Source organism: Ruegeria sp. HKCCD6604 (genome assembly GCF_013110635.1).
GTDB lineage: Bacteria > Pseudomonadota > Alphaproteobacteria > Rhodobacterales > Rhodobacteraceae > Ruegeria.
This window is the reverse complement of sequence record NZ_WVQW01000001.1, coordinates 888148-905862: the sequence shown is the minus strand read 5'-3', so window position 1 is coordinate 905862 and position 17715 is coordinate 888148. Positions and strand designations below refer to the sequence as shown.

17 protein-coding genes and 1 pseudogene are annotated in these 17715 nt (G+C 53.7%); 16 read left to right on the top strand and 2 right to left on the bottom strand.

The genetic code is table 11. The features are described from left to right. Position 1 precedes the first annotated feature (1 nt). The 3 genes from GS614_RS04520 to GS614_RS04510 are packed head-to-tail and all read left to right on the top strand — an operon-like array spanning position 2 to position 2373. Positions 2–850: a fumarylacetoacetate hydrolase family protein gene (locus GS614_RS04520; protein ID WP_171205503.1), complete on the top strand. Its 849-nt coding sequence runs from the start codon at positions 2–4 to the stop codon at positions 848–850. After that, a complete protein-coding gene (locus GS614_RS04515; RefSeq protein WP_171725594.1) occupies positions 843–1766 on the top strand; it encodes a 2-hydroxyacid dehydrogenase in 924 nt (307 codons plus the stop codon). The genes GS614_RS04520 and GS614_RS04515 overlap by 8 nt, the downstream gene beginning before the upstream one ends. A gap of 16 nt (positions 1767–1782) precedes the next feature. Then, on the top strand, positions 1783–2373 hold the full coding sequence (locus GS614_RS04510; RefSeq protein ID WP_152458521.1) for a LysE family translocator: 591 nt from the start codon (positions 1783–1785) through the stop codon (positions 2371–2373). Positions 2374–2421: 48 nt separating this feature from the next. On the opposite strand, the gene GS614_RS04505 is transcribed toward GS614_RS04510, so the two are convergent. Then, positions 2422–3189, bottom strand: coding sequence for an SDR family oxidoreductase (locus tag GS614_RS04505; RefSeq protein WP_171231347.1), 768 nt, complete (start codon positions 3187–3189; stop codon positions 2422–2424). A 69-nt stretch (positions 3190–3258) separates the two neighbouring features. Between GS614_RS04505 and GS614_RS04500 the strand changes: the two genes are divergently transcribed. From GS614_RS04500 to GS614_RS04490, 3 genes and pseudogenes are all read left to right on the top strand, one after another. Next, positions 3259–4317: an L-idonate 5-dehydrogenase gene (locus GS614_RS04500; RefSeq protein ID WP_171725593.1), complete on the top strand. Its 1059-nt coding sequence runs from the start codon at positions 3259–3261 to the stop codon at positions 4315–4317. Beyond that, positions 4310–5131 (top strand): phytanoyl-CoA dioxygenase family protein, encoded by an 822-nt coding sequence (locus tag GS614_RS04495; RefSeq protein WP_253285284.1) that lies wholly within the window; start codon positions 4310–4312, stop codon positions 5129–5131. The genes GS614_RS04500 and GS614_RS04495 overlap by 8 nt, the downstream gene beginning before the upstream one ends. 136 nt (positions 5132–5267) lie before the next feature. Next, a pseudogene (locus tag GS614_RS04490) lies at positions 5268–5846 on the top strand (IS6 family transposase). Between the two features lie 195 nt (positions 5847–6041). Here the strand turns inward: GS614_RS04490 and GS614_RS04485 are convergent. Next, positions 6042–6824 carry an MOSC domain-containing protein gene (locus GS614_RS04485; RefSeq protein ID WP_171725591.1) on the bottom strand — a complete coding sequence of 261 codons (783 nt, stop codon included), beginning with the start codon at positions 6822–6824 and terminating at the stop codon, positions 6042–6044. Positions 6825–7224: 400 nt separating this feature from the next. Here GS614_RS04485 and GS614_RS04480 point away from each other — a divergent pair, with 400 nt between their 5' ends. The 10 genes from GS614_RS04480 to GS614_RS04435 all read left to right on the top strand — a co-directional run bounded on the left by GS614_RS04480 (position 7225) and on the right by GS614_RS04435 (position 17714). After that, positions 7225–8544 (top strand): ABC transporter substrate-binding protein, encoded by a 1320-nt coding sequence (locus GS614_RS04480; RefSeq protein WP_152458518.1) that lies wholly within the window; start codon positions 7225–7227, stop codon positions 8542–8544. Positions 8545–8624: 80 nt separating this feature from the next. Then, positions 8625–9572, top strand: coding sequence for a carbohydrate ABC transporter permease (locus GS614_RS04475; RefSeq protein WP_171115163.1), 948 nt, complete (start codon positions 8625–8627; stop codon positions 9570–9572). Further along, positions 9569–10507 (top strand): carbohydrate ABC transporter permease, encoded by a 939-nt coding sequence (locus GS614_RS04470; protein ID WP_171115165.1) that lies wholly within the window; start codon positions 9569–9571, stop codon positions 10505–10507. The genes GS614_RS04475 and GS614_RS04470 overlap by 4 nt, the downstream gene beginning before the upstream one ends. After that, on the top strand, positions 10504–10692 hold the full coding sequence (locus GS614_RS04465) for a hypothetical protein (protein WP_058274732.1): 189 nt from the start codon (positions 10504–10506) through the stop codon (positions 10690–10692). The genes GS614_RS04470 and GS614_RS04465 overlap by 4 nt, the downstream gene beginning before the upstream one ends. Before the next feature lie 2 nt (positions 10693–10694). Then, positions 10695–11792, top strand: a complete 1098-nt coding sequence (locus GS614_RS04460) for an ABC transporter ATP-binding protein (protein ID WP_171725590.1) — start codon at positions 10695–10697, stop codon at positions 11790–11792. Next, positions 11785–12777 carry an ABC transporter ATP-binding protein gene (locus tag GS614_RS04455; protein ID WP_171615820.1) on the top strand — a complete coding sequence of 331 codons (993 nt, stop codon included), beginning with the start codon at positions 11785–11787 and terminating at the stop codon, positions 12775–12777. Before GS614_RS04460 ends, GS614_RS04455 begins: the two co-directional genes overlap by 8 nt. An 11-nt stretch (positions 12778–12788) precedes the next feature. Next, positions 12789–14411 (top strand): dihydroxyacetone kinase subunit DhaK, encoded by a 1623-nt coding sequence (locus tag GS614_RS04450; RefSeq protein WP_171725589.1) that lies wholly within the window; start codon positions 12789–12791, stop codon positions 14409–14411. Positions 14412–14418: 7 nt separating this feature from the next. Continuing rightward, positions 14419–15477 carry a LacI family DNA-binding transcriptional regulator gene (locus GS614_RS04445; protein WP_171115172.1) on the top strand — a complete coding sequence of 353 codons (1059 nt, stop codon included), beginning with the start codon at positions 14419–14421 and terminating at the stop codon, positions 15475–15477. Positions 15478–15504: 27 nt separating this feature from the next. Next, the gene (locus GS614_RS04440) at positions 15505–16560 is read left to right on the top strand and encodes a sugar phosphate isomerase/epimerase (protein ID WP_171725588.1); all 1056 of its coding nucleotides are present in this window, start codon (positions 15505–15507) and stop codon (positions 16558–16560) included. Further along, entirely contained in the window at positions 16560–17714 is a 1155-nt protein-coding gene (locus GS614_RS04435) for a Gfo/Idh/MocA family protein (protein ID WP_171725587.1), read from the top strand. Before GS614_RS04440 ends, GS614_RS04435 begins: the two co-directional genes overlap by 1 nt. Position 17715 lies beyond the last annotated feature (1 nt).

Below are 17715 nucleotides of genomic sequence, written 5' to 3'. Positions count from 1 at the left end.
AATGAAACTTGTTCGTTACGGAGCCGAGGGCTCGGAAAAGCCTGCTTTGGTCGATTCCCAGGGTCAATTGCGGGATTTGTCCGCCCACATCAATGATGTTACGGGCGATGTTCTGGATGACGGAACGCTTGATAATCTGCGCTCATTGGATCCGAATAACCTGCCAATTGTCGAGGGGGATCCTCGTATCGCACCGTGTGTCGGTGGCATCGGAAAATTTCTTTGCATCGGTTTGAATTACTCGGACCATGCCGCAGAAACCGGCGCAGATATTCCAGAGCATCCGATACTTTTTTTCAAGGCAAACTCAGCCGTCATTGGTGCCTATGACGATGTCGTCATGCCGCGCGGATCTACTCACACCGACTGGGAATGCGAACTGGGCGTCGTCATCGGCAAAACGGCCAAATACGTGTCCAAGGCCGACGCGCTCGAATACGTTGCCGGCTATTGCATCGTAAACGACGTGTCAGAACGGCATTTTCAAACTCAACTGACCGGTCAATGGACCAAAGGCAAGTCTTGCGACACATTTGGCCCCACAGGTCCTTGGTTGGTGACCCGGGATGAGGTGCCGGATCCTCAAAGCCTTGGTATGTCACTGGATGTAAACGGTCAGCGCATGCAAACCGGGAATACTTCTACGATGATCTTTTCCGTTGCCGAGATCATTGAACATCTAAGCCAACTTTTCACACTGCACCCCGGTGACGTCATTTCAACTGGAACACCGCCCGGCGTCGGAATGGGGATCAAACCGGAACCAGTTTACCTGAAAAAAGGCGACGTCATGGAGCTTCGCATCGATGGGCTTGGTGTTCAGCGGCAAACGGTCGGCCAAGATGACTGACTTATTGCAAATCGGCGGGATCACTGAACGGATGCGAGAACGCCTGTCCGCAGCGTTCGACATTCATCAATTGGACGATTTCAACGCGGATAGTATTACGCATATCGTAACGAACGGGCACGATGGTGTTCCGCATGACCTGATGACATCACTCAGTAATCTTAAGATGATCAGTGTCTATGGGGTCGGTTACGACGCCGTCGACGCCAGTGCTGCGGCTAAGCGCGGAATTGTTGTGACACACACACCTGATGTTTTGAACAAAGAAGTCGCAACCACCGCCGTTCTGCTATTGCTGTCATGTTACCGAGAGCTTTTACGTGACGACAATTACGTTCGGTCCGAACGGTGGGAGGTTGAAGGCAATGCCCCTTTGACCCGATCAGCAGACAATCAAAAGATAGGCATTCTTGGTCTTGGTCGCATTGGTCAGGCGATCGTTGATAAGTTAGAGCCGTGGGCCCCCGAAATCTCTTATCATACCCGCAATCAAAAGGATGTCCCGTACCGCTATTTTGACAATTTGGTTGAAATGGCAGAACATGTTGACGTCCTCATATGCATCACGCCCGGCGGTCCGTCGACCAATAGGCTGGTCAACGCTGAGGTGCTTCGCGCGTTGGGGGCGGGCGGCACTCTGATAAACGTTAGTCGAGGTTCGGTCGTCGACGAAACTGCCCTTATCAACGCATTGCAAAACGGCGAGCTTGGGTGGGCGGGGCTTGATGTTTTCGAGGACGAACCGCGTGTTCCAAAAGCGTTGCGCGAGATGTCCAATGTCGTTCTGCTCCCTCACGCTGGTAGCGCGACTATTGAGACGCGTGTAGCTATGGGTGACCTAACCGTCGACAATCTTCTGCAACACCTTAAGGACGGATCGGTGATCACAGCTGTGCCAGAATGCAGAGATCTGTAAAAGGCCAATCTGAAGAGTGTTTGAGTTTGCTGTCGCGGTTTTCTTTCTGCTGATTACGCCGGGCCCAGGTGTTCTAACAACTGCGGGTATTGGATCAGCATTTGGTTTTCGAGCTGGTCTCGCCTTCGTGGCTGGTTTGATGCTGGGCGGGTTCATCAACATGATGTTGGTTGTCTCTGGAGTCGCTGCGGTAGCTTTGGCTATACCGGCGCTCAGAACTTTGCTGCTATTCGCCTCAGTCGGGTATTTGGTATTTCTGGCCTGGCGAATTGCCAGCGCTGGCTCAAAGGTCGGGTTTTCTCCAGCGGTTTCGCCACTTGGTTTTGCGAATGGGCTGACACTTCAGTTCATTAATCCCAAGGCTTACGTGGTCAGCACAGCATTGTTTTCAGGGTTTGCCTTTTTGCCCGATGCGCCCGTTTGGGAGGTCGTCATAAAAATCCTTGTTTTCAATATGATATGGGTGCCAGTTCACATGATCTGGCTGGGTGCTGGCGCAAAACTGGGCAGACTTGATATAAGCCAAAGATCGCATCGAAGGATCAACTTTGCGATGGCGGCTTCCTTGATTGTTGTTGTGGTGATTGCTTTGGCGTCGGCGCTGTAAACGATATCTACGGTCAGTCGCATTCAGCATAGGATTGAAAGCCACAGATCAAAGTGACGCCGTTATTCCACCATCGACATAGAGAGTATGTCCATTGACGAAACTGGATGCAGGGGACGCAAGGAATATGGCGGCACCGACAAGTTCTTCTACATTTCCCCAGCGACCGGCTGGAGTACGTTTCTCGAGCCATGCACTAAACGCTGGGTCAGCAACCAATGCGGCGTTCAAAGGTGTATCGAAATATCCAGGCGCAATGGCATTGCAGTTCAGACCATACTTGGCCCAATCAGTCGCCATTCCTTTTGTAAGGTTGGTCACGGCACCTTTTGTCGCCGTGTAAGGCGCAATACCCGGTCTTGCCAATGCGGATTGAACCGACGCAATGTTAATGATCTTACCCGACTTTCTTTCAATCATGTGCCGTGCCACTGCCTGACCGACGTGAAAGACGGACGCCACATTTGTCTGTAGTAGGCGCTCGAAGGCATCAGCGGGGAAATCCTGTAACTCCGTCCTGTGTTGCATTCCGGCGTTGTTTATCAGGATGTCTATCGGGCCGACCTTTTCTTCAAAGTCGTCCACAGCAGATCGGACGCCTTCATGATCGGTCGCATCGAACGCAAGTTCCCGTACCGAGGCGCCTGTTTCACTTAGTTCGGAGGCTGCTGCCGCCAGTTTTGTGGTGTCGCGCCCGTTCAAAACGACCTGCGCACCGGCAGCAGCCAAACCTCGCGCCAGTGCAAATCCAATTCCCTGACTGGAGCCTGTTATCAGCGCCCGAGTTCCACTTAGGCTGAACATTTCAAGCGTCATGCAAAAATCCCTTGGTTGTCGGCACCGACTATCCGTATCTTTTGGCGATGTGTATAGGGAGTCTGAGCAATGTCTTCGGCCAGTGTTGCTGTTGTTATCCATGCTGCGAAAGATCTGAGGTTGGAAAACCGGGATGTACGCGACCTGGGACAAGACGAAGTTTTAATTGCATTGCGCGTGGGGGGGATTTGCGGCTCTGACCTGCATTATTACAACCACGGTGGCTTCGGCGCGATCAAGTTGCTTCAACCGATGGTGCTTGGACACGAAGTCGCCGGCGAAATCGTAGAATTCGGGTCAAGTGTGCAGGGGCTGAACCTAGGTCAATTGGTTGCAGTTTCTCCATCCCGCCCCTGCCAAGCCTGCTACTATTGTCTGAACGGGCAGCAAAACCACTGTCTTGATATGAAGTTCTATGGCAGCGCAATGCCGTTCCCGCATATCCAAGGCGCTTTTCGGAGCAAACTCGTGGCGAAAGCCAGTCAATGTGTTCCGGCAGACGGGTTGAGCCCTGCACAGGCCGCTATGGCAGAACCGCTGGCGGTTTGTTTGCACGCGGTTAAACAAGCTGGAAGCCTGGTTGGTAAAACGGTGCTTATCACCGGATGCGGCCCGATCGGCTGCCTTACGACCTTGGTGGCACGTCGTTCTGGGGCGGCCAGAATAGTCGCGACAGATATCTCGGACCAGACCCTAGCCATAGCGCGTGAATGCGGGGCAGACGATGTCATCAACACCTACACTGATCCGCAAATGTTGGAACGGTTTGAAAAGGACAAGGGCCAGATTGACGTCCAACTGGAATGTTCCGGGGCTCAATCGGCCCTGGCTTCTGGCGTCGAATGTTTGCGCCCGCGTGGAACTTTGGTTCAGCTTGGCCTGGGCGGAGACATGACAGTGCCGATGCAGGCGTTGACTGCAAAAGAGATTGAACTTCGCGGATCTTTCCGTTTCCATTCCGAGTTCGCGGTCGCTGTCGAAATGATGCGAAGCGGACTACTAAACGTCGACCATCTGGTGACGCATTCCTTCGAAGTTGGGGAGGCTGTCACTGCTTTCGAGGTTGCGTCTGATCGAAGCCGATCAATGAAGGTGCAGTTAACATTTCCGGATAATGACAATGGTTAAACGAATGCCTGATATAGCGACGACTTATGAAAGAGATGGTTTCGTGGCTCCGCTGGATATCCTGACAGTTTCCGAGGTTCAAACGCTGCGCGATGATTTTGAGAAAGCAGAGCGCACCCTCAGAGATGACCCAGAGAAACTCAAGCTTCTATACTCGTATCCGGACAGGCTGATACCATCATTCGATGCACTTCTCCGCCATTCGAAGCTGATTGAGGCTGCTTCAACGGTGTTGGGGCCGGACCTCATGGTTTGGAGCGGTGCACTTTTCGTAAAAGAGGCGCGATCATCGAAAATCGTCTCGTGGCACCAGGACTTGACCTATTGGGGATTGGATGATGCAGAAGAGGTTACTTGTTGGGTTGCGATTTCAGAAGCGTCTGAGCAAAGCGGGTGTATGAAGTTTGTTCCCGGCAGTCATAAAAACCGTATCGTGCCTCACGTAGACACCTTCAGCAAAAACAATCTGTTATCACGCGGGCAGGAAATCGCAGTCGATGTGAACGAACAAGATGCAGTGGCTGCGGAATTGCGTGCGGGGCAGGCATCCATGCATCACGGGCATCTCTTTCACGCATCGGGACCCAATAACACTGACGACAGACGCATTGGCGCGGCGTTGCGTTTCATAAAACCCTCAATGAAACAGAAAAACGGCGTGAAAACTTTGGTTGCGCTAGTCGCAGGGCGAGATGATTTTGGGCATTTCTTAGTTGCGCCTTCCCCTCGGGGCTTTTTGCATGAGTGCGATTTCGATTTGTGTCAAAGGGATGCAGACCGCAAGAAACAAATACTTTTCGCCGGAGTGCAATGATTTCCTTCGCAAGCTCTGAACCATTATTACACCAACCCTAAAGCAGACCTGAATTGCGAGAACAGGTGGACATCTAAAAGGGTCTTGTCAGAAGAACTCGGGTTGAAACGGGTAGGGGCTTTCGAAGCCTCCACCTATGACCAACTCAAGCCCATTCAAGGAATTCAAGACCAATCCCAGGATCATTCGTCGGGCCGTGATACTGTACCTTCTGTTTCCTGTGCCTTTTACAATGTCGAAGACCTGATGAATGAGCGTAGGATAGATGTGAGCCAGGAGGCAGTTCGATACTGGTGGACCCGGTTCGGCCCAATGTTCGCCTCGGAAATCCTTAGAAAACGGGTCCAGCAGCAGCGGGCGTACTCAAAATGGAAGTGGCATGTGGATGAGGTTTTTTTTAAGATCAACGGCCAGCCTGATAATCTGTGGCGGCAATCAGAGATTTGGGTGCTACAGAAAACCAGCAAGCTGGCAGATGCCTAAAAACCGTGTCGAGAATTCGCACCTGCCGTTTCAACGACGCGAACGCGCCATGCTACGTTTCAGGCGCATGCGAAGTTTGCAGAAGTTCGCTGTAGTCCACTCCTCCGTCCACAACCACTTCAACCATAAAAGATCGTTAGCCAGCAGAGATACCTTCAAGCGAACACGCACCTTCGCTCTTGCCGGGCCGCGCGAACTTGGTGCGGCAAAAAGGGCAGCTGTACTGGCTTAGCAGAGACTGCTTCCAATTTGTCGTACAGCACCGCCATTTGTATCCGTTTCGCATCATTTCCATTCGACGATCTGGATTCATGCTGCAATTTTCGCGAGTTGCATTGCGTGATTCCGAGCACAGGTTGGTCTGATCACGTCCGATGAATGCCAAAAGAATTCCGGAGACGTTTAAGTGTCTGATCAATTGGGCCACTTATTCCTGCGGGCATTTTCCTTTTTGGCCAGCAAAGAGGGTGCCGCCATCCAGCACTTCTACGTAAACCCCCATATCCATATGGCCCAGATGGGTTCGAAGTAAGAACGGAATGTTCAAGTCTCGTAGGGCCGTCTCAGGATTCACCTCGGTAGCGGCGCATCTTTTCGTCCGCGAGAGTATCCGCAGCCTGACATCGCCAAACACAAAGGTGGAACCGACAGAGCTCAGCTCGGAAAACGGTGGCAATCCGTCAATTTCGATATTCGCCCGAAATCTGTCCGGGTGAATGTCTGTGCGCAACTTTCTGCTTAACGCATCAACAGAGCTTAAGTTGAGAACCGATATCGCATTCATCATCTTCGGTGAAACGACTGAAACATCCGTGAAACGATGCGGGTGCGAAGACACGAATCTAGGCGGTTCAGGATCCTGTAGTTCCAGCGTATCGTAGAGGAGTCTGGCGGCATCCGTTTTTCCTTGGGGCTCACTCATGCGGAAGCAGTGGGTGCGGCCGTCCACATCAATTTCCAACTGCTGAGTTGTTGCGTCGAAACGTGTCCTGAGACCCGCAAGCCCAGCTTCTTTCAGCAAAACAACAAAGCGGTCTTTAGGAAGTGGCTTTGGGTCAGTCGGGTCAAAGCCGGAATTGTAGCGAGCAAAGCCGAAAAGGCGATCACCAGGTACACCCTCACCCGCGCTCAGGTTGACTGTGTTCAGCGGCTCCGGACTCAGACCCTTGATAGGGTAACGCTTCATTCTGACAATGGTGAGTTTGCTCATGCGTTGGTTTCCGATCCGTCGTGAACAGCCGAATTTGGCTCGTCTTGCGTCTTCTGGTCCATCGATTTCCGCGCTTTCAGGCGGGGGGCGGAAAGCCGAAAATCCAGCAATGCAGGGCCTGTGAGAACTGGCTATCCAAAGCTGCCAGCAGGTCAGTTTCAAGGAACTGTTTTGAGACTAGCGGTTTTTCCAATGGATTGTTGCATAGTATGCAGGAGGAGATGACACGCCGTAAATTTTGTAAAAACAAAGGAGTAGGGGATTAATTTAAAGTCACATGGGGAATTTTGAGGTACGAACCTCAAAATTATCTAGACTTGAGGTGCGTACCTCAAATAGCCTTAGAAGTATGCCGCGATTCGCACATCCTCGATTGACGGCGCTAAAAAGGGAGGAATGGATGACTTACTCAAAACTGGCGTCTGCCAGCGCAATAGTCCTTGCCGCTACTACTCTTTCTACCAAGGCAAATGCTGAAGACCTGACACTGTGTTGGGCGGCATGGGACCCGGCCAACGCGCTGGTTGAGCTATCCAAGGAATTCGAGGCCGAGTCTGGCCACACAATGAACTTCGAGTTTGTGCCTTGGCCGAACTTTGCGGACCGCATGCTGAACGAGCTGAATTCCGGAGGGAAGCTTTGTGACCTGCTGATCGGGGACAGCCAATGGATTGGCGGCGGAGCTGAGAACGGTCACTATGTAAAGCTGAATGACTTCTTTGATGCTGAAGGCATCAGTATGGATGATTTCGCGCCGGCAACTGTGTACGCTTATTCGACTTGGCCAAAGGGCACGCCAAATTACTATGCGCTGCCTGCAATGGGTGATGCGAACGGTTGGTTCTATCGCAAGGACTGGTTCGAAGATCCCGATATCCAAGCCGCCTACAAAGAAGCAACCGGTCAAGATTTGCGTGAACCGGAATCCCAGAAAGAGCTGTTGCAGATTGCGCAATTTTTCCAAGGTCGCGAGATCGACGGAAAAACCGTTTACGGCGCTGCGATCTTTACCGAGCGCGGTTCGGAAGGGATAACAATGGGTGTGACGAGTGCGCTTTACCCTTGGGGGTTCAAGTATGAAAATACGCCGGGCTCGTATGACATGGAAGGCGCCGTGAATTCACCCGAAGCCGTCGAAGCGCTGGAATTCTACAAAGAGTTCTACAAAACAGCGACACCTCCGGGGTACACAAACTCTTACATGGGTGAAAGCTTGGACGCCTTTAAGTCAGGTCAGGTCGCCATGGCCATGAATTGGTTTGCATTCTTCCCGGGCCTCTATGCCGATCCCAATACCGGTGGCGACAAGATCGACTTCTTCGTGAACCCGCCGCAAAATCAGGCAGGTTCAACGTTGGGCGGGCAAGGGATTTCTGTCGTCAGCTATTCTGACAAACAGGATGCCGCGCTTGAGTACATCAAGTGGTTCGCGCAACCCGAAGTTCAGGCCAAATGGTGGGAACTGGGCGGTTATTCAGCACATAATTCCGTGCTGGAAGACCCCGGCTTCGTGGACAGCCAACCCTTTGCCGGTGACTTTCTGGAAGCCATGGCAGGTGTGCAGGACTTCTGGCAGGAGCCTGCCTATGCGGAATTGCTGTTGGCCATGCAGAAACGTATCCATGACTACGTTGTCGCCGATCAAGGCACCGCCCAGGAAGCGCTTGATCTTTTGATCGAGGATTGGACCGAAGTCTTCGAAGACGAAGGCAAGCTTTAATCCGGAAGCAGGGCAGGAGCGGGTTCAAGCCCGCTCCACCATGACCCGTGTGTCCCGAACCGACAAGAACTGGCAAAGAAATGTCTGACCGGACCATAGATCGCGTTGCGCAGGCAACGCCCACGCGAGTTGCGCGCAAAATCAGAGGGTTATCCGATCGAGCAATTGCTTGGATATTCATTTCCCCGACGATCTTCCTGCTGCTTGCAATCAACATTTTTCCGTTGATTTGGACAATCCAGCTTAGCTTTACCAACTACAAAGCCAATCGGATAGGGCGCGAGGTCAAGGATGTCGGGTTCAGGAATTACGAGCGTATCCTGACGGATTCCGACACCTGGTTGAATATGCAGGCGACGGCGCATTTTTTGTTCTGGACGATCTTTTTTCAGGTTCTGATCGGGTTCACTTTGGCGTGGCTAATCAACAAGAAGTTTAAGGGAAATGACCTGTGGACCACGATTATTGTCTTGCCAATGATGCTGTCCCCTGCTGTCGTCGGGAACTTTTGGAAGTTTCTCTATCAGCCTCAGATCGGACTGTTCAACTATATCGTTTCGTGGTTCACCGGCAAAGACCCGTCAAGTTTTGAGATGCTGGGTTCGGTGACGTTGGCGCCCTGGGCCATCGTCATCGTCGACACATGGATGTGGACGCCGTTTGTGATGCTGATCTGCCTGGCCGGGCTGCGCAGTATTCCCGATTACATCTACGAGGCGGCCGAGATCGACAGGGCCAGCAAGCTGCGGCAGTTCTTTACGATTACGATCCCGATGGTGCTGCCTTTCCTGATGCTGGCGGTGCTGTTTCGAGGGATCGAGAACTTCAAAATGTTTGATCTGGTGGTGCAATTGACTGGCGGTGGGCCGGGGTCCGTTACGGAACTCACTTCGATCAATCTCAAGCGAGAGGCGTTTGAGAAGTGGCGTACAGGGTATGCATCGGCTTATGCAATCATCCTGTTCGTCACTGTGTTCGGCCTTGCGTCGATTTACGTCAAAGCCCTGAACAAGGTGAAGCAGAGATGAGCGGCTTTTCCGTCACTGAACCTTCGAACCGGTCCAAATGGATCGCAGGAATCCTGGTCATCACTTATGCGCTGATCACGATGATCCCGCTGGTGTGGATTTTGCTGACCGGGTTCAAATCCCCTGCCGACGCGATCAGCTACCCGCCCAAAGTGGTCTTTGACCCAACGCTCGAAGGTTACGTCAATCTTTTCACCACGCGCACCAGGCAGACGCAGGAGTTTCTGGAAGCCAACCCGCCGCAGAACTGGGCCGATGAGATCGTCCGCCAATATGACATGGTTATCGTTGGGCCCTCCAAGTTCGGCGAGCGTTTCATGAATTCGGTCATCATCGGATTTGGCTCCACGTTCTTGAGTATCTTCCTCGGCACGCTGGCCGCCTATGCGTTCAGCAGGTTCAAGGTACCGCTCAAAGACGACCTTCTGTTCTTCATTCTTAGTACAAGGATGATGCCTCCGGTCGCTGTCGCCATCCCGATCTTCCTGATGTTCAGAAACCTTGGGCTGAGCGACACGCATCTGGGAATGATCCTCCTGTATACGGGCGTGAATATCTCTCTGGCGGTCTGGTTGCTGAAAGGGTTCATCGACGAAATTCCAAGAGAGTACGAGGAAGCCGCCCTCATAGATGGCTACACGAGGTTTCAGGCCTTCTACAAAGTGGTGCTGCCGCAAGCCGCCACAGGCATTGCGTCAACTGCGATCTTCTGCCTGATCTTCGCATGGAATGAATATGCTTTCGCCGTGCTGCTGACTTCGGCCAACGCGCAGACAGCGCCCCCGTTCATCCCCACCATCATCGGTATTGGCGGTCTGGATTGGCCTGCGGTTGCGGCCGGTGCGACGATCTTCCTGATCCCCGTTATGATTTTCACCATCCTGATGCGCAAACACCTGCTGCGCGGGATCACATTCGGAGCCGTACGCAAATGAGCGAGTTTCTTACCGGATTGATGCGGCTCCGCCGCGGCCCGTGGGAGATGGTCGCCACCATCCTGATCGCACTGGGTGTCTTCATGCTGATGCAGCCCTTTGTCCTTTGGGCGTTCACCTATTCCTTCATCGTCACGCTGATCGGAACCGTCATGTTCATCATCGTCAGCCATTTTCCGGAGTAGAAATGGCCCAAATCATAGTCAAAAACGTAAAGAAGATGTTCGGCGATTTCACTGCTGTGCGCGAAAGCTCTTTTACAATTGAGGACGGTGAGTTTTTCATGCTGCTTGGGCCGTCGGGATGTGGAAAGACGACAACGCTCAGGATGATTGCGGGGCTGGAACTTCCGACTTCCGGCGAAATCTATCTGGATGGTGAAGAAATCAGCCAAAAGCCGCCTTCAGAACGTGACATAGCGTTCGTTTTCCAGATGTTCGCGCTGTATCCGCACATGAATGTTCGCAAGAACATCAGCTATCCACTGATTTCGCAAGGCATGTCACGTGCAGCCGTCAAAGCCAAAGTCGAAGAAGTTGCCGGAATTCTGGGGATAACTGACATTCTGGAAAGCCCGGTGGGGGGGCTTTCGGGTGGCGACAGGCAGCGCGTTGCACTTGGGCGGGCGATCGTTCGCGAGCCCAAGGCGTTCATGATGGACGAACCTCTCGGCGCTTTGGACGCCGAATTTCGCGAGCACATGGCTGAAGAGTTGCGCGCGCTTCACGATCGCATGGGAGCGACAACGGTTTACGTCACACACGATCAGCTAGAGGCCATGCAGATGGGCGACAAGATTGTTGTCATGAATAACGCAGTGATCGAACAATTCGGAACGCCGCAAGAAATCTACGACAAACCTGCGACCATGTTTGTGGCGGATTTCATAGGATCTCCGTCAATGAACTTCTTGCCGTTTCATGGAAAAGTGGCACCCGGCTCTGAAAGGGTCAGGCTGAACGGCCATGAAGAAGCGGTCCCGAAGCTGATGGAGGGGGCGGAAGGGGAACTGATCTTCGGTGTCCGGCCGGAACATGTATTTTTGTCCGACGACAGCGACTATAGAGCCCAAGTTCTGGCAGCTGAATACCTGGGGACAACCCAGATCGTGACATTGCAAAGCCCGAACGGTGAGTTGAAGGCCCGCATCGGCGCAGGTGAAAAGGTTGCGCCGGGTGAAACCGTGGGATTGGATTTCCGTTCGACAACGGTGACTCTTTTTGAGCGCTCCACGGGCCGGGCGCTGAAATCCGCCCTGAACGAAGAGGTGCTGAGCAATGGCTGAAGTCATTTTGCAGAACATCTCGAAGTCATTCGGAACTGTTCAAGCCGTCGACGGTATCTCGATGACAATTCCCGATGGTGCCTTCGTCGTGCTTTTGGGTCCGACAGGTGCGGGAAAAACGACAACGCTTCGATTGATTTCCGGACTCGAGAAGATGGATTCGGGATCGGTACGCATCGCCGGCCGAGATGTTGGCCTGGAAACGCCTGCCCAACGCGATGTGGCGATGGTTTTTCAGCAATATTCGCTGTACCCGCATATGACGGTACGCGAGAATCTGTCGTTTCCACTGCGTTCGCCGATCCTGAAAACTCCTGAGGATCAGATCAAGAAAAAGGTGAACGAAGTCGCGGAAATCCTGCAAATCCCGCACAAGCTGGACAACAAGGCCACGGAATTGTCCGGCGGAGAGATGCAGCGTGTTTCGATTGGCCGCGCATTGGTGCGGGATCCCCAAATTTTCTTGATGGACGAGCCGCTCAGTTCACTGGATGCCAAGCTGAGAGCGGATCTGCGCGTCGAGCTCAAGAGAATTCAGGCCGACCTTGGGTCTACGCTTTTGTATGTGACTCATGATCAGGTTGAGGCCATGACAATGGCAACACATATCGGAGTTCTGGAAGAGGGCAGGCTGGTTCAGTACGGCACGCCAAGGGACATCTATGAAAACCCGTGCAGTGTTTATGTTGCCAGTCGATTGGGTCTGCCGCGGATAAATATCCTTCCGTCGGAGTTGTTCGGAGGAGATCACAAGGGCCCGCAGATTGGTCTTCGCCCGGAAAACATCATTGAAGGCGAAGGCAGTGACGCGCGCGTGATACGTGCCGAACACCTGGGTGACCAAACCCGACTTCATCTGGACTTGAATGGCCATCCGGTCGTGACGCTGATCGATGTCCATCAAGATTACCCCGCAGGTAAGACTATCAAAATTAGCCCACGAAACCCGTTGTATTTTGACGCGTCCGGCGCGCGCGTGAATTAAGGAGCAAAAGCATGGCCCAGTTCCTCAACACAAAAGAAACCCTCGTGACCGAGGCGATAGATGGTCTTCTTGCATCCTCAGGTGGGGCACTGACCAGATTGGATGGGTACCCTCATATCAAGGTTGTCTACAGATCGGATTGGGACAAATCGAAAGTCGCCCTGGTTTCGGGCGGAGGTTCCGGCCACGAACCTGCCCATGCCGGGTTTGTGGGCGCGGGAATGTTAACTGCGGCCGTATGCGGAGAGGTTTTCGCTTCCCCATCGGTAGAAGCTGTCCTGGCGGGCATTCTGGCCGTGACCGGTGAGGCGGGGTGTTTGCTGATCGTCAAGAATTATACTGGCGACCGGCTGAATTTTGGACTGGCGGCCGAGCGCGCCCGCGCATTGGGGCGCAAGGTGGAAATGGTGGTGGTCGATGATGACATCGCCCTTCCTGACCTGCCGCAACCGCGTGGCGTGGCAGGGACCTTGTTCGTGCACAAGATTGCCGGAGCATTGGCAGAACGTGGGGCTGATCTGGAAACCGTAACCAAGGCCGCTAAGAACGTAGTCGAGAAAGTAGTCAGTATCGGGATGAGTTTGGACACCTGCACCGTTCCGGGTTCCCCGAAAGAAGACAGGATTGCCCCTGGCAAAGCAGAGCTCGGGCTGGGTATTCACGGCGAGCCGGGTGTTGAGCAGGTGGAGTTCGCAAATGCCGTGACCGCAATGTCCACCGTCGTGGAAAAGTTGCAGCAGCGAGTGGGGGCGGGTGACTGCGTGGCGCTGGTAAACAACTTGGGGTCTACAACACCGCTTGAGATGTCTGTTTTGACGCACGCCTTGTCCGAAACCGGTATCGCGGGACATATTATCGGTCCGGCACCGCTGATGACTTCGCTGGACATGCATGGATTTTCTGTTTCGATTCTGCCGGTTGATCCGAGTGACTTGTTGGCGCTGGAAGAACCGGTCGAGTTGGTGGCATGGCCAGGGGTCAAAACGATAAAGCCGGTTCGAATTGCCCCTTTGCCTGATGGTTTAACCCCGATTGACCCCATCCCGTCGAACAATCCGGCGACCAAGGAAACAATAAATCGCTTGGCAGAACTGCTGATCCAAGCCGAGAAAGACCTGAACGAATTGGACGCGAAATCCGGAGATGGAGATACAGGCAGTACCTTGGCGACAGCAGCCAGATCTTTGCAGGGAAGCCTGGATCGAATGCCTCTTGCGGATCTGACGCAATTGTTTCCCGCGCTGGGCAATGAGCTGAGCCAGACCATGGGGGGATCTTCCGGTGTGATCCTGGCGATCTTTTTCAATGCCGCCGGAGACGCCTGTGCCAGTGGCGCTTCCATATCAAAGTCTTTGGTCGAAGGTCTGAACCGGGTCAGCCAAGTAGGTGGGGCCAAAGTTGGCGACAGGACAATGATTGATGCTCTGGCACCTGCGCTTGAGGCGCTGCCTTCAGGGCTGGTGCAAGCCGCGAAAGCCGCGCGCGAAGGTGCTGACAAAACCGCAAATATTCATCGTGCCAAAGCAGGCCGTGCAGCCTATGTTCCCGAAGAAAACCTGATCGGACATAACGACCCGGGTGCAGAAGCTGTTGCATTGTTGTTCGAAAGCTTGGCACGGGAGATTGAGGGCTGAAAGACACGTGGAAGACCAAAAGCAAAAACTAGAATTGGTGAAAAAGCCAACCGTAAACGACATCGCGCGCGTTGCGGGTGTCAGTCTGGCGACTGTTGACCGGGTCTTGAACAGGCGTCCCGGTGTGCGGGCGGTGACCGTGCAGAAAGTACAAAAGGCGATTGATGAGCTTGGGTATGTGCGCGACACCGCTGCTGCCAACCTCGCGCGGAACCGTGTCTACAATTTCGTCTTTATTCTGCCGGATGCCGGCAATGAATTTGTCGAGGCGATATGCGATCAGATAGCTGAACAATCGCGCGATCAGTTCATCGAAAGAACACGGGTCACGATAAAAAAGGTCGCTCCGTTCGAGCCTCAGGACATAGTTAACATTCTGGATGGGGTCGACCGCCTGAATGTCGACGGAGTGGCCGTATTCGGGCCGGAAACGCCTTCGGTCCGCGACGCTGTGAAGAGGGTCAGGGATAAAGGCATTCCAGTGGTTGCATTGGTGTCGGACTTGCCAAGCTCGGACAGAGATCATTTTGTCGGGATCGATAACGTTTCGGCCGGGCGAACCGCAGCTCAGTTGATGGGGCGCTTTGTGCATCGTCCGGGTAAGGTTTTGGTTCTGACGGGCTCACGTTTGGCACGTGATCATCTGGAGCGGCGCCAGGGATTTGATCTTGTTGTCGCTGAAGAGTTCCCTCATCTGGAAGTCGTGGCGTCTGTCGAGGGCAGAGATGACCCGGATCTGATCTACAAGATGATGCCTGGGATATTTGAGACCTACCCTGACCTGGTCGGAATATACTCTTCCGCCGCGGGCAATGCGGGTTTGGTTCAATTTCTGTCAGAGAGCAGGATCAGCAAGGATCTGGTCATTATCGCGCATGAACTCACGCCGCTTAGTCGTGATGCGCTTCGCCGTGGCACCTTTGACGCGCTGATCTCGCAGGACTCCGGGCATCTGGTGCGGTCCGCCGTGCGTCTGTTGCGTGCAACATCGGACAAAGTCCCTTTCAACAAATCACAGGAACGCATCCGCATCGACATCTATCTGAAGGAAAACTTGCCGCCATAGAGGCATTGGTTTCGGGGAGGAAACTGAATGAAGACGATCAAAGGGCCTGCATTATTTCTTGCACAATTTGCCGGTGACGAAGCGCCGTTCAATTCATGGGACGCCATAACCAAATGGGCGGCGGATTGCGGATACAGGGGCGTTCAAGTGCCCAGTTGGGACGGGCGGTTGTTCGACCTTGAAACGGCCGCGACAAGCAAAGACTATTGCGATGACTTCAAGGGCAAAGCCCAAGAGAACGGCGTTGAAGTCACGGAATTATCGACGCACCTGCAAGGCCAACTTGTCGCTGTTCACCCGGCCTATGATACGGCGTTTGATGGTTTTGCGGCCGAAAGCGTCAGGGGAGATCCCAAAGCCCGGCAGGAATGGGCCGTTGATCAGGTCAAGAAAGCGCTTTCAGCCTCTCTGAATTTGGGAATCTCGGCTCATGCAACATTCTCTGGCGCGCTGGCCTGGCCTTACGTGTATCCCTGGCCCCAACGTCCTGCTGGTCTGATTGAAACCGCATTTGATGAGCTTGCCCGTCGTTGGGTGCCGATTTTGGACCACGCCGAAGACTGTGGCGTTGATGTTTGCTATGAAATCCACCCCGGCGAGGATCTTCATGACGGGGTTACATACGAAATGTTCCTTGAACGAACAGGCAACCATACGCGGGCGTGCATGCTGTACGACCCGTCGCATTATGTCCTGCAATGCCTCGATTACCTTGACAATATCGACATATATAAAGACCGCATCCGGATGTTTCACGTAAAGGATGCCGAGTTCAATCCGACCGGAAGGCAAGGTGTCTATTCCGGCTATCAAAGCTGGGTCGATCGCGCAGGGCGGTTCAGGTCACTTGGTGATGGACAGGTGGATTTCGGGGCTGTCTTTTCCAAGATGGCGGCAAACGACTTTGATGGCTGGGCCGTGGTCGAATGGGAATGCTGCCTGAAACATCCCGAGGATGGTGCGCGTGAAGGTGCTCAGTTCGTTTCCGATCACATTATTCGCGTGACCGAGAAGGCCTTTGACGACTTTGCCGACGGCGGCACCGACGAAGCGGCCAATCGGAAAATGCTGGGGATAGGCTGATGGTAACAGGACGCAACGAAGAAAGAACGGGGCGCATTCGCCTTGGTATGGTCGGCGGTGGAAACGATGCTTTTATCGGCGGTGTCCACCGCATAGCTGCGCGACTGGATGACAAGTTCGAGCTGGTTGCAGGCGCGTTGTCCTCGACGCCCGAAAAATCTCGGGAAAGCGGCGAGGCGCTGGGCCTCGAGCGGGTTTACGATGACTTCAAGCAGATGGCGATGCGAGAAGCGCGTTTGAAATCCGGGATCGAAGCGGTTTCGATCGTCACGCCAAATCACGTTCACTATGCTGCCGCGCGTGAGTTTCTGAAACGCGGCATTCACGTGATTTGCGATAAGCCGCTTACGTCGACCCTTGGTGATGCGAAGAAACTGGTCAGAACCGCTGAAAACTCAAACGCGCTGTTCATCCTTACCCACAACTACACGGGCTATCCAATGGTTCGGCAAGCGCGTGAGATGGTTGCCAACGGGGATATCGGCAAAATCCGCGTGGTTCAGGTTGAGTATCCGCAAGACTGGCTGACAGAGCCGCAGGATTTCAAGCAGGCCGAATGGAGGACTGATCCGGAACGCTCCGGTGCCGGAGGATCAACCGGTGATATTGGAACTCATGCCTATAATATTGCCTGCTTTGTAACCGGATTGAGGGCAGAAAGCCTTGCGGCGGATTTGCAGGCTTTTGTGCCGGGTCGTCAGGTCGACGATAACGCGCATGTGTTGCTTAGGTTCCAAGGCGGAGCCCGTGGCATGCTGTGGTCTTCGCAGGTTGCGCCCGGTAACGAAAACGCTCTGCGATTGCGTGTGTACGGCGAAAGGGGCGGCATCGAGTGGGCTCAGGAAGACCCGAACTATCTTTGGTTTACTCCTTACGGAGAGTCAAAGCGTCTGATCACCCGAAATGGGGTCGGGGCAGGGGATGCGGCCAATCGGCTCAGCAGAGTGCCCCCGGGACACCCCGAAGGTTACTTGGAAGGGTTCGCCAATATCTATGGCGAAGCAGCCGAAGCCATTCTGGCGTTCAGAAACGGAAGTTTACCTGACGCATCCGTCGTCTATCCAACGGTCCAGGATGGGCTTGAAGGCGTCAGGTTTGTGGCCGCATGCGTGCAAAGCTCTGCCAGAAATTCGGCCTGGGTCAAGCTGGAGTGAG

Excerpts from the sequence above, each read along its gene's own strand:
- GS614_RS04520 (WP_171205503.1), top strand. The coding sequence starts at position 2 with ATGAAACTTGTTCGTTACGGAGCCGAGGGCTCGGAAAAGCCTGCTTTG.
- GS614_RS04515 (WP_171725594.1), top strand. The coding sequence starts at position 843 with ATGACTGACTTATTGCAAATCGGCGGGATCACTGAACGGATGCGAGAA.
- GS614_RS04505 (WP_171231347.1), bottom strand. The coding sequence starts at position 3,189 with ATGACGCTTGAAATGTTCAGCCTAAGTGGAACTCGGGCGCTGATAACA.
- GS614_RS04500 (WP_171725593.1), top strand. The coding sequence starts at position 3,259 with ATGTCTTCGGCCAGTGTTGCTGTTGTTATCCATGCTGCGAAAGATCTG.
- GS614_RS04495 (WP_253285284.1), top strand. The coding sequence starts at position 4,310 with ATGGTTAAACGAATGCCTGATATAGCGACGACTTATGAAAGAGATGGT.
- GS614_RS04485 (WP_171725591.1), bottom strand. The coding sequence starts at position 6,824 with ATGAGCAAACTCACCATTGTCAGAATGAAGCGTTACCCTATCAAGGGT.
- GS614_RS04480 (WP_152458518.1), top strand. The coding sequence starts at position 7,225 with ATGACTTACTCAAAACTGGCGTCTGCCAGCGCAATAGTCCTTGCCGCT.
- GS614_RS04475 (WP_171115163.1), top strand. The coding sequence starts at position 8,625 with ATGTCTGACCGGACCATAGATCGCGTTGCGCAGGCAACGCCCACGCGA.
- GS614_RS04470 (WP_171115165.1), top strand. The coding sequence starts at position 9,569 with ATGAGCGGCTTTTCCGTCACTGAACCTTCGAACCGGTCCAAATGGATC.
- GS614_RS04465 (WP_058274732.1), top strand. The coding sequence starts at position 10,504 with ATGAGCGAGTTTCTTACCGGATTGATGCGGCTCCGCCGCGGCCCGTGG.
- GS614_RS04460 (WP_171725590.1), top strand. The coding sequence starts at position 10,695 with ATGGCCCAAATCATAGTCAAAAACGTAAAGAAGATGTTCGGCGATTTC.
- GS614_RS04455 (WP_171615820.1), top strand. The coding sequence starts at position 11,785 with ATGGCTGAAGTCATTTTGCAGAACATCTCGAAGTCATTCGGAACTGTT.
- GS614_RS04450 (WP_171725589.1), top strand. The coding sequence starts at position 12,789 with ATGGCCCAGTTCCTCAACACAAAAGAAACCCTCGTGACCGAGGCGATA.
- GS614_RS04440 (WP_171725588.1), top strand. The coding sequence starts at position 15,505 with ATGAAGACGATCAAAGGGCCTGCATTATTTCTTGCACAATTTGCCGGT.
- GS614_RS04435 (WP_171725587.1), top strand. The coding sequence starts at position 16,560 with ATGGTAACAGGACGCAACGAAGAAAGAACGGGGCGCATTCGCCTTGGT.